The following is an 11015-nucleotide window of genomic DNA, read 5'->3' as shown; positions in this document are numbered from 1 at the left end:
TTGACGCTGGTCAGCGCCAATGCCGAGGTGGAACTGGCCGCGGGCAAGACGGTGCACCTGGCGGTGGCCGGCGGGGCCAGCATCACCATCGAAGGCGGCAACATCACCTTCGCCTGCCCCGGCAACATGACCGTGCATGCGAGCAGGAAGTCGTTCGTGGGGCCGGTGCAGCAGGCGTATCCGTTGCCCGCGTTCGCGAAGTCGGTCTGCATCCCGTGCCTGTTGCAGGCCATGGGCAAGGGGCAAGCATTGTCCCCGGTGAATGGGTGATCGGCATGCACCGCAACTGGATCGACGCCCCCAGCGACGAAACCAAGGCGGCTGCGCACGCGCTGCTTGCGGATGCGTCCGCGCCCGATGCCCGCTTCGCTCTGCTGTTGGACCGGGCGTTCGTGCCGGCCGAAGAATGGCGGCGGTTCGTCGCCAACGTGCCGGGCATGCCGCTATATGGCGGCAAGTATGCTGGCGATGGCGTGGAGCAGGCATCGCCCTGGCTCTGCGCGGTGCCGCAGGAAGGCGCATCGCCAGGGCCGTGGCTGGACGCGCTGTTCCGGCTCTGCGCCGGGCGACCGATGCTGACGATGCTGCAGACGCGCTTGCCATTGCAACAGCTGAGGGCGCATCTCCAGCAGCGCCTGGAAGCGTCCGTGGCCGGTGAGACCTTCGTCGTCCGCTATGCCGACACCCGCTGCCTGCCGCAGGTGTTCGAGGTACTGGACCCGGCGCAGCGCGCAGCGTTCCTGGAGTCCATCGACGGTTGGTGGTACGTGGACCGCGCCGGCGCCTTGCAGTCGCTGCCGAAGCAGAGCGCCGATGCGGTCGCCGCGCTGCCCTTCGTGCTGTCGCCGGAGCAGCAGCAGGCCCTGCAGACGGCGGCGCTGCCGGACACCCTGATCGCTTACTTGCGCGAGCGCCAGGAGGTGTTCGGCCACCTGTGCGGATCGCCGTCGGCCATCCACCGCTGCGTCCACGCCGTGCTGAGCGGCCTGGCGAAGACAACGCAGATATCTGCGGACGCCTATCGCCAGGTGCTGGCGGCCCTGGACGTGGAAGGGCTGCTCAGCGACGCCGAGGCGACGCAGGATGCATGATGCGATCGCGCACCGTGGGGTTGCCACTGCCGCAACGCGCGGCTCGGCGTTGATACGCCTGCTTGCCATCTGCGGCCTGATGCTGGTGCTGGCAGGGTGCGGCGCTGGCAATTCGTCCGCGTCGTCGTCGGCACAGGCCGAAGAAAGCGAGACTGTCGGCCTGAGCCTGTACGGGCTGAACTATACCGATGTGCCGATCGGCATCTTTTATGTGAACGGTACTTGGGGTGGAGCCGTGACGCCTTATGCGGCGGGGCTGAAGACAGCAGGCAGCATCGGTCTGCCCGCCAAGTGGCATCCGGGCATCAAGGTCAAGGTGCAGTGGCAGGACGACTTTCTTTATGCTCAAGACAAGGATGCGCTGACCACGGCGGAAGTGGAGGTGCCCCGTTACGGCAAGATCTACTCCGGCTACTTGCTGGTGGCGTTCCTGCCAGGCCGCAAGGTCAAGGTCTATGCGTCGGATTATATTCCAGGTTTCTACGATAGGCCGGGTGTCAATAATCGACCCTATGGGCTAAGAAATCCTGGCCGGTATTGTTTGGAACAGCCGGGCTGCGATGAATGGTACGACAGCGGTAAGCCGCCCAGGGAGGGTCACTACTGATGACGCGAAGCGATGCAACCAAACGTGGAACAGAGACCGTGATGCCAGCATTGAAACGTGCGTTGTCCATCTGCGGCCTGATGCTGGTGCTGGCAGGATGCGGCGCTGGCAATTCGTCCGAGCCGTCGTCGGCACAGGCCGAAGAAAGTGAGACTGTCGGCCTGAGCCTGTTCGGGCTGAACTATACCGATGTGCCGATCGGCATCTTTTATGTCAATGGCGTGTGGGGTGGGAACAGCAATCCTTACGCCGCTGGGTTAAGCACCGCAGGCAGCATCGGTCTGCCCGCCAAGTGGCATCCGGGCATCAAGGTCAAAGTGCAGTGGCGGGACGATCTTCTTTACGATCAGGACAAGAATGCGCTGACCACGGCGGAAGTCGAGGTGCCCCGTTACGGGAAGATCTACTCCGGCTATTTGTTGGTGGCGTTCCTGCCAGGCCGCAAGGTCAAGGTCTATGCGTCGGATTACATGCCTGGACACAAGGACGCGCCGGATGGCCTGGAGAATCCTGGCGAATTCTGCCAAAGGCAGCCAGGTTGCCCACAGTGGTATCGAAGCGACAAGCCGCCCAGGGAGGGCCATTACTGATGACGCGAAGCGATGCAACCAAACGTGGAAAAGAGACCGTGATGCCGGCATTGAAACGTGCGTTGGCCATCTGCTGCCTGATGCTGGTGCTGGCAGGGTGCGGCGCTGGCAATTCGTCCGCGCAGTCGTCGGCACAGGCCGAAGAAAGCGAGACTGTCGGCCTGAGCCTGTACGGGCTGAACTATACCGATGTGCCGATCGGCATCTTTTATGTCAATGGCGTTTGGGGCGGGAATAGCACTCCTTACGCTGCCGGGTTGAGTACCGCAGGTAGCATCGGGCTACCTGCCAAGTGGCATCCGGGCATCAAGGTCAAGGTGCAGTGGCGGGACGATCTTCTTTACGATCAGGACAAGGATGCGCTGACCACGGCGGAAGTGGAGGTGCCTCGTTACGGCAAGATCTACTCCGGCTACTTGCTGGTGGCGTTCCTGCCAGGCCGCAAGGTCAAGGTCTATGCGTCTGGTGTCGGGCCTGGACACAAGGACGCGCCGGATGGCTTGGAGAATCCTGGCGAATTCTGCTTGAAGCAGCCGGGCTGCGATGAATGGTACGACAGCGGTAAGCCGCCCAGGGAGGGTCACTACTGATGCAAGTTTCCTTCGCTCCACTGTGTCCTCAAAATCCGTTACAGCTCAGCCGCGCGCAACAGGCTGAAATGATGAGCGCGGGCCTGGGCCGGCCGCAGGACAGTTGCTGCATCGACTTGCGCTGGGGGTTCTTCTTCGACGGAACCAACAACAATTTTCAGAGGGACCAGCCAAAGAAGGCGCATAGCAATGTCGCTCGGCTTTACGACATTTTCGAGGCCGACCGAAGAAAGCCGGAATTCGTAAGGCGCTACGCCGCAGGCGTGGGCACCCCGTTCAAGGACGAAGTGGGCGATCAGGGATTGGGTATCCAGGAAAAAGCCGGCCTGGCCGCAGGCTGGGGCGGCGAGGCGCGAATCTGCTGGATGTTGCTCAAGTTCCTGGACAATCTCAATTATTACTTCGAACGGATCGACCTTGGTGAAGCGCTAGGCCAGAGCGACCCCGCCACCGTGCGGCGTATGGCGCAGGACATCACGATTCCGTCGATGGAACTGCGCAAGATCGCCGGCGACGAAACCCAGATGCTGCAGCAGATCAGCATGATGGCCTCGCTGCAGAGCCTGACCGCCACGGCCTTGAATCCGCCCAACCACGCTGGCCGCCGCGCGGTGCTGGCCGAGCGCCGCGCGCAATTGCGGCAACGCGTGCAGAAATGGCAGCGCGCGCAGCCCAAGCCCCAGGTGCGCAGCATCCGGGTTTCGGTGTTCGGTTTCTCGCGCGGCGCGGCCGAGGCCCGGGTGTTCTGCAGCTGGCTCAAGGATGCCTGCGACGGCGGTGATGGCGAGCTGACGCTGTGCGGCATCCCGGTACAGTTGGACCTGCTGGGCATCTTCGATACGGTGGCGTCGGTGGGCTTGGCGAACAGCTCGCGCCTGTGGACCGGCCATGGCGGCTACGCAAGCGAGGACGACTTGCAGATTGCCCCGTATGTGCGCCGCTGCGTGCATCTGGTCGCGGCGCACGAGGTGCGCGGCTCGTTCCCGCTGGATGCGGCCGCTGGCGTCAATGGCGAGGAAGTGGTGTACCCCGGCGTGCATTCGGACGTGGGCGGCGGCTACGAGCCTGGCGAGCAGGGCAAGGCCTTCATCGGCGACAGCATCGACGACAGCGCCAAGCTCTCGCAGATCGCGCTGTGCCATATGTACCGCGAGGCCATGGCCGCGGGCGTGCCGTTGAATCTTTCGGCATCGCGTTTGTCGAAGGAAACCAAAGCTGCGTTCAAGGTGGACCAGGGCCTGATCGACGCCTTCAACGGTTATGTGGCGGCCACCGCATCGATCAAGGCGAGCAGCACTGCAGCGCTGATGCAGGCGCACTACGCGCTGTATCTGCGCTGGCGGCGCCTGCGTCTGGACGACACGGCGCCGGACGGCATGGCGCAGCAGCCGTTCGTCAAGCGCGCGCGAACCTACAAGGCGCAGGACGTGACCGACCTGCTGCAGGCCAACGCGGAACTGCGCCAGGAATGGGCGGCGCTGCAGGAGGACGAGAAGGACGCGGCCTATTCGTCACAGGCGTCGGTCGCCAACGTGTTGCGAAGCACACTGGCGCCGATCGCCGCGCGCGACGACATCGTCGCGCTGGTGTGGGGCGAAAAAATGAAACAGTGGCGCGAGGTGAAGCCGGCATGGAACGACCTGTCGCCGCTGGACCGGCGCATCGTGCGTTTGCATGACGACTATTCCCACGACTCGCGTGCCTGGTTCAAGCCGTTCGGTGCCGCCAGCGAGGAAGCGTGGAAGCGCCAGTCTCGCGAACGGATGCACACGCTGGATGCCCAGGACAAGGCCTGGCAGCAGTGGAACCGCGAAGCGCAGCCGGTCATCGGTGACGCGGTGCGCAAGGCGCAGAAGCATCCGGGCAGCTTCCAGCCAACGCCCGAGGTGCGTCCGATGCCGCCGCTCGTGGCAGGTCAGGATCTGAAGGATCTGAAGGAATGGCGCAGCAACGGTGGCGTCATTCCGACCGAGCAGGATGGCCGCGAGTCGTATGGCATGTTCGGCTTCCTGCGTTGGCGGACCATCTTCGTGCCGGAGAAGTCCGCGCTTCAACAGAGTATCGACGCCGTCGACGAGAAGCTGGAGCAGATCAAGCAGCTGCCAGGCAAGGCGAAGCATGCCGTGGGCGATGCCGTGGAGTCGGCCGTGGACAGTGCGGTCGAGGCTGGCAAGGAGTTCGTTGGCGATCAGGTGAAGAAGTTGATCCCAAGTGGCTTGCCGAGGATGTGAGAGGGAGCACGGCAGCCAGACCGCCAGCGCGCAGGCCGAGGCGGTGGGCTACGGCAACGCCTTCGAGGCGGTGGACCGGCAGCAGCCGTGGCGGCCGGTGCTGGCCGACGGCACCGGGGCGCGTCTGAACCCGCGTCCGACCGCGCCGGGCTACCAGAGCGCCATCGTGGTCGGGGCCGATGGCAGCACCGGCGGCAGCCAGGAGGTCCATGCCGACGCGCTGGGCCGGATCCGGGTCAGGTTCCACTTCCAGCACGAGGCCGGTGGCGCGGCCGCGCAGGACAGCGCGTGGCTGCGGGTGGCGCAGCGCTACGCTGGCCCGGGCGTGGGCAGCCAGTTCCTGCCGCGTATCGGCCAGGAAGTGCTGGTGGGGTTCCTGGAGGGAGACATCGACCGTCCGGTGGTGCTGGGAGCGCTGTACAACGGCAAGGGCGAAGCCGGCGTTCCGGCCACGCCCGGCGGCACCGGCGCCGAGGCCGACACCGGCCTGTATGCCCAGGCCGGCGACGGCCGCCCCAGCGCGCAGGCCAACCTGGCCGGCGGCCACGCCCCGGCCTGGCACGGCGCCGGCGGCGGCGCGGACAACCACGCTGGCGTGATGCCGCCTAGCGCCATGTTGGGGCGCTCATTGTTGTACGTCCATAGCCAGCGGGTGGCCTTGTCCTGCACCTGCTCGATGGTGTCGAACAGGGTGCGGGACAGACAGGCGTAGCGGACCGTGCGCTTGTAACGTTCAACGTAGGGGTTCTGTTTGTGGCTTGCCCGGCCCCGTTGTTCGATTTTTTTCATTTTTAAGGCCCGGCAGAGCGTTCTTCCAGCAAAAACGCTGGCACCTGGGCGCGCGATCAGGCAAAGTCCGGGCGTTGGTCGCGCGGCCGGCCGTCGCACGCATTTCGCAGCGAGGGGCTCGTTGCCTGCCTGTCGCGGCGATCGACGAGCCTGCAAGTCAGTGAAGCGAGAGGTATGGAGATTGGCGAGCGGCGCCGTATCGGCTACGTTCGCGATGGAACGGATCAGGAGAGGTGCCGTGCACGCCGAAGTGATATCCAGTGGAGTTGCCGCGCTACGTCTGAACCAGGATCGGCGCCTGATCCGGGTCACCACCGCGCTGGATCCGGACACCTTCATCGTCAAACGCTTCGAAGGCACGGAGACGGTATCGGCGCCCTATGCGTTCGCCGTCGATCTGCTGTCCGCGCAGCGGCGCCTGGAACTGAAGCAACTGGTCGGCCAGCCGATCCAGCTCAGCCTGGGCGACGAGTTCGACAACCGCGTCGTGCACGGTTACGTCAAGGAGTTCGCGCTGATCGGCGCCGAAGGCGAATTGGCCGCGTACCGCGCCGAGGTCGCCCCGTGGTTCGCGTTTTTGCAGTACACGAGCAATTGCCGCATCTTCCAGGATCTGAGCGTGCTGGAGATCGTCGAGCAGGTGTTCGGCGAATACCCCCAGCTGGCCGACTACAAGTACGAGTTGAATGCCGGCAACTTCCCCAAGCTGTCGTACTGCGTGCAGTACAACGAATCGGATTTCACCTTCGTCTCGCGCCTGCTGGAGGACGCCGGCATCTACTACACGTTCGTGCACGCCGATGGCGCGCACACGATGCTGCTGGCCGACGATTCCACCGCCTCCACGGTACTGGGCGAGCCGGCGCCTGTGGCGTTCGTGTCCGACCAGGGCGTGCTGCGGACGCCCGGCTTGCACAGCTGGTCGGCGCGGCGCCGGGTCGGTCCCACCGCGCATGCGGTGAGTAGCTTCGATTTCAAGCAGCCGCGTACTGCGCTGTCGGCCAGCAAGGCGCGGTCGATCCCGGTCGGCGCGCTCCCGGAGCTGGAGCGCTACCACTACGACGGCGCGGCGCGTTTCGCCGACAGCCGCGTCGGCGATGCGTTGGCGGCGATCCGTAGCGAGGAAGCGGTGTGGCCCACCAAGTTGTTCGAAGGCGCCGGCAACAGTACCGAGCTGCAGGCCGGAGGGTGTTTCACCCTTGAACGGCATCCAGATTTCATTGGCCGCAGCGAGGACGACCGACAGTTCTTCGTCGTGCAGCTGCATCGCGAAGGCCGCAACAACTTCTCCAGCGACTACAGCCAGGCCGAGGCGCCGACCTATCTTTGCAGCGCCACCGCGCTGCGGCGCAAGATTCCGTACCGGCCGCTGCGCGACACGCCGCAGCAGCGCATGCCCGGCCCGCAGACCGCCACCGTGGTCGGCCCGCCGGGCGAGGAGTTGTACGCCGACCGCTACGGGCGAGTGAAGGTGCAGTTCCACTGGGACCGCAAGGGCCAGTTTCGCGAGAACAGCTCGTGCTGGATCCGTAGCGCCAGTCCGTGGGCCGGCGCCGATATGGGCGGCGTGTCGCCGCCGCGCGTGGGCCAGGAGGTGGTGGTGGATTTCCTCGATGGCGATCCGAACCGGCCGATCATCACCGGCCGCGTGTTCAACGAAGACAACATGCCGCCGTTCGGCATGGAGGTCAGCGGCCTGAAGTCCAAGACGGTCAAAGGCGGCGGCTACAACGAAATGACCATGCACGACACCGCCGGCGGCGAGCTGTTGAACATGCGCGCGCAGCGCGACATGGTCACCACCGTGCTCAACGACCAGAACGCGACGGTGAAGAACAACAAGAGCACCAGCGTGGCGGTCGACCACCGCATGGACGTGGGGTCCAACCAGAACATCAGCGTCGGCGCCAACCGCGGCATCACCGTGACCGGCAACGACACGCTGGGCGTCACCGGCACGCGCAGCACCAGCGTCACCGGCGCGGTCACCGAAACCTACCAGGCCGGCGAGACCAAGACCATCGCCGCTGCCGGCTACACCGAGACCATCACCGGCAATTTCGTCACCACCCTGACCGGCAACTACACCAGCCAGCGCACCGGCGCGTGGAAGGAGACTGTCACCCAGACCTCGCTGCGCCAGGTGATCGGCAAGGTCACCGAGCAGCTGAGCGCCGGGCGCGAGGTCGGCATCACCGGCCTGGACAAACGCAGCGTGCAGGGTGCGGTGGAGGACACCAACGTCGGCGCACGCACGGTCAGCGTCCAAGGCGACATGGAGCAGGGCATCACCGGCACCCACACGTTGATGGCCAACGGCAACATGACCCTGGCCTCGGGCAGCAACCTCACCGCGACGGTGGGCGGTGCGGCGATCGAGATCCTCGGCGAGAAGATCACCATTTCTGCCGGCGGTTCGGTGATCGTCATCGACGGCTCCGGGGTGTCGGTCAACGGCTCGGAAATCAAGCTGAACTGCTAAAATCTGGGAGGGCATCCGAAGCGTGAGCAAGAATCCGGTCGAGCGACGTATCGAACTGCTTTGCGATGCGTGGATGCAGGCCAGCGAGGACCCGGCGCTGCGCCTGTTGGTATGGCGTGTGCCGGCCAACGCCGCGCGCCTGCTTGCCGCCTTCTTCGAGGCGCAGAAACATCCCGGCGACTGGAACGCGCCGGATTACTTCCTGCGCCTGGATACGCCGTTCGACACCGGCTTCGGCTACAGCCGCGCGCTGAAGCAGGCGTTGCACGCCAGCTACCTCGGCAGCCAGAGCGCGCTGCGCGAGCAGGGCGTGGAACTGGGCTGGCCCGGCCCGGGACCCTCGCACCCTGACAGCGCGCTGGGCGTGGTCGAGGTCCTGGATTCCTTCGCCGCCTACCACCAGGTGCATCTGCGCTATCTGACGGTGGTGCTGGAACCGGAGCGGACCACCTCCGGCGATGCATTCGCGCGCTGGATGGACGCGGCGCTGGCGGCGCCGCCGTCGCCGGCGCTGCGCCTGGTGCTGGTGGACACTCACGAGGATCCGCGCTGGCAGCCGCTGCTGGAGCGGCACGCGGCGATCGCGCGGCGCATCGAGCCGCCGCTGGACATGTTCGACATCGCGCGCGAAACCGCCGCGCAGTCGGGCGGCGCGGGACCTGCGGTGGCCTACCGGCACATGCTCAGCGACCTGATGACGGTGCTCGAGCGCGGCAGCGCGACGCAGCTGGCGCAGCGTGTCGAGCGGCCAATGGCGCTGGCCCAGCGGAACGGTTGGCCCGACCAGCAGGTGGTGCTGAACATGATGCTGGCCGGTGGCTGGCTGAAGGAAAAGCAGTATCCGCAGGCCATCGCCAGCTATCGGCAGGCGCGCGAGTGCGGCCTGCAGGCCCTGGCCGTGCAGCACCCGGCCGCGCGCGACCTGGTGATGCAGAGCTGGTACGGCGAGGCCGGCACCTGGTTCGTCGCCGGCCAGCCCGACCGTGCCGCCGAGACCTACGTCGCCGCGGCCAAGGCCGCCGCCGAGATCCCCAACCCGATGTTTGTGATCGAAGGCTATCGCATGGCCGCGTTCTGCCTGGCCCAGGACGGCCAACGCGAGGCCGCGCGCGCGCACGGGTTGGAGGCGATCCGTGCGGCCAAGCCGTTGCCGCCCGCGGACCGCCGCACCACTACCTTGCCGCAAACGCTGCAGGATCTGCTGCTGCTGCAGGACAGGCCGCGCGCGCAGAAACTGGACCAGTGCGCCGCGTCGTACCTGGAGGCGGTGGCCGCGCTGCACGCGCAGGCCGAGGCGCAGGCCGTGCAGCTCGGGCCGCGTCCGGACACCGCGCAACTGGATCGCATCGAGGCCGCGCTGCATGCCGGTTTCGAACAGGCCTTTCATCGCGCCGCGCAGGAGCGCGAACGCCTGATCCAGGGCGGCGACGCGTTCTTCCGCAAGGTGGTGGCGGTGGGGCGCGACTTCCTGCATCCGACCTGGAACGGGCTGCCGGACATCCGCCATCCGCTGGACAACGAGATCCCGGCCTGGACCGAGCCGCCGGCGACGCAGCCGCTGCCCGATCCGTCGGCGCTGACCGGTTCCGCCGCGGCCGCGTGCGATGCGCCGGCGCCGGGGCGTTCCGGACTGACCGAGGCCACCGCATGAGCGCGCGCAAACTGGCCGTGCTGGCCGTGTTCGTGGTGATCGGCATGGTCGCGGCGGCGTGGCTGGGGGTGGAGCATCGCGACGAGGTGCGCGCGTTCCTGCGCGCGCTGGCCCGTGCACTGTAGCGAGGAAGGAGCATCGCGATGAGCACCGCCGCCAAGCATTTCGATCCGCAGTTGGGCATCGACATCCACATGTATCAGGTGCCGCCGTTTCCGCTGCCGACGCCGCATATCGGCATCGTGCTGGACCCGTTCGACTACCTGCCGTTCCTCGGCGCCACGGTCACCGTCAACGGGGTCAAGCGCGCCACCGCCGGCACCGGCGGGCTGGACATCCATATTCCGCTGGGCGCGTGGGCGCCGCAGCTGAGCCTGCCGATGGGGCCGCAGTACGACGGCGAAGAGATCTTCATGGGCAGCAAGACGGTCACCGCCGATGGCGACCCGTTCTCGCGGCTGGCGGTGCCGGTGCTGGACTGCAATCTCGCCGGGCTGATCCCGCCGTTCCGGTTCAAGAAGCCCAAGAAGCCGCTGCGTTCGCTGTGGCTGCCGACCGGCATCAACGTGGCGATCCCGACCACCGTGAAGGTGGGCGGGCCGCTGACCATTTCCTTGATGGCGCTGGGGTTGCATGCCGGCTTCGCCGGGCTGGGGGCGCTGCGCCGCTCCAAGCTGGGCGTGCGGGCGGCGGAGGCGTTCAAGGGTCTGCGGCAGCGTGTGTTCAAGCACATGGATTCTGGCTTCCTCAAGTGCAAGGTGCTGCGCGCCGAGCCGGTGGACATCCGCGACGGCAGCGTGTCGGTGCAGCACGAGGACTTCGCGATCCCCGGTCGGCTGCCGCTGGCATGGTCGCGCCGCTACAGCTCGGCGCAGGCCGAGCAGGCGGGCGCCTGCGGCCACGGCTGGCAGACGCCCGGCGACATCCGGCTGGAGATCGACGCCGACGGCGTGGTGCTGTTCCACGACGGCCACAGCGCGGCCG

At 66.4% G+C, this 11015-nt stretch carries 10 protein-coding genes and 2 pseudogenes; 11 read left to right on the top strand and 1 reads right to left on the bottom strand.

What is annotated here, in order from left to right:
- From XBLMG947_RS19880 to XBLMG947_RS19850, 7 genes and pseudogenes are all read left to right on the top strand, one after another.
- Positions 1-270: DUF2345 domain-containing protein (locus tag XBLMG947_RS19880; protein ID WP_139074451.1), on the top strand; the 270-nt coding region annotated here is incomplete at its 5' end.
- A 5-nt stretch (positions 271-275) separates the two neighbouring features.
- Positions 276-1091: a DUF4123 domain-containing protein gene (locus XBLMG947_RS19875; RefSeq protein ID WP_245228268.1), complete on the top strand. Its 816-nt coding sequence runs from the start codon at positions 276-278 to the stop codon at positions 1089-1091.
- Positions 1084-1698, top strand: a complete 615-nt coding sequence (locus XBLMG947_RS19870; RefSeq protein ID WP_065470273.1) for a DUF3304 domain-containing protein — start codon at positions 1084-1086, stop codon at positions 1696-1698. Before XBLMG947_RS19875 ends, XBLMG947_RS19870 begins: the two co-directional genes overlap by 8 nt.
- Positions 1698-2288 (top strand): DUF3304 domain-containing protein, encoded by a 591-nt coding sequence (locus XBLMG947_RS19865; protein ID WP_245228267.1) that lies wholly within the window; start codon positions 1698-1700, stop codon positions 2286-2288. The genes XBLMG947_RS19870 and XBLMG947_RS19865 overlap by 1 nt, the downstream gene beginning before the upstream one ends.
- 41 nt (positions 2289-2329) lie before the next feature.
- The gene (locus tag XBLMG947_RS19860) at positions 2330-2878 is read left to right on the top strand and encodes a DUF3304 domain-containing protein (protein WP_065470275.1); all 549 of its coding nucleotides are present in this window, start codon (positions 2330-2332) and stop codon (positions 2876-2878) included.
- Positions 2878-5109 (top strand): T6SS phospholipase effector Tle1-like catalytic domain-containing protein, encoded by a 2232-nt coding sequence (locus tag XBLMG947_RS19855; protein ID WP_065470271.1) that lies wholly within the window; start codon positions 2878-2880, stop codon positions 5107-5109. The genes XBLMG947_RS19860 and XBLMG947_RS19855 overlap by 1 nt, the downstream gene beginning before the upstream one ends.
- Positions 5110-5137: 28 nt before the next feature.
- Positions 5138-5698: pseudogene (locus XBLMG947_RS19850) on the top strand (phage baseplate assembly protein V); the annotation flags it as partial.
- Here XBLMG947_RS19850 and XBLMG947_RS22110 read toward each other — a convergent pair.
- Positions 5698-5875 (bottom strand): annotated as a pseudogene (locus tag XBLMG947_RS22110) (integrase core domain-containing protein); the annotation flags it as partial. The pseudogenes XBLMG947_RS19850 and XBLMG947_RS22110 overlap by 1 nt on opposite strands.
- A 261-nt stretch (positions 5876-6136) precedes the next feature.
- Between XBLMG947_RS22110 and XBLMG947_RS19845 the strand changes: the two are divergent.
- The 4 genes from XBLMG947_RS19845 to XBLMG947_RS19835 form a co-directional block, all read left to right on the top strand.
- Positions 6137-8380, top strand: a complete 2244-nt coding sequence (locus XBLMG947_RS19845; RefSeq protein WP_065470269.1) for a type VI secretion system Vgr family protein — start codon at positions 6137-6139, stop codon at positions 8378-8380.
- A gap of 22 nt (positions 8381-8402) precedes the next feature.
- Positions 8403-10031 carry a hypothetical protein gene (locus tag XBLMG947_RS19840; RefSeq protein WP_065470268.1) on the top strand — a complete coding sequence of 543 codons (1629 nt, stop codon included), beginning with the start codon at positions 8403-8405 and terminating at the stop codon, positions 10029-10031.
- Positions 10028-10156, top strand: a complete 129-nt coding sequence (locus XBLMG947_RS23990) for a hypothetical protein (RefSeq protein WP_258077793.1) — start codon at positions 10028-10030, stop codon at positions 10154-10156. Before XBLMG947_RS19840 ends, XBLMG947_RS23990 begins: the two co-directional genes overlap by 4 nt.
- 18 nt (positions 10157-10174) lie before the next feature.
- A partial coding sequence (locus XBLMG947_RS19835; protein WP_245228265.1) for a DUF6531 domain-containing protein occupies positions 10175-11015 on the top strand: 841 nt, incomplete at its 3' end.

The sequence above is a fragment of the Xanthomonas bromi genome (assembly GCF_900092025.1).
Taxonomy (GTDB): Bacteria; Pseudomonadota; Gammaproteobacteria; order Xanthomonadales; family Xanthomonadaceae; genus Xanthomonas; species Xanthomonas bromi.
The sequence above is the reverse complement of the archived record's forward strand: the minus strand, read 5'-3'. Positions and strand labels throughout refer to the sequence as shown.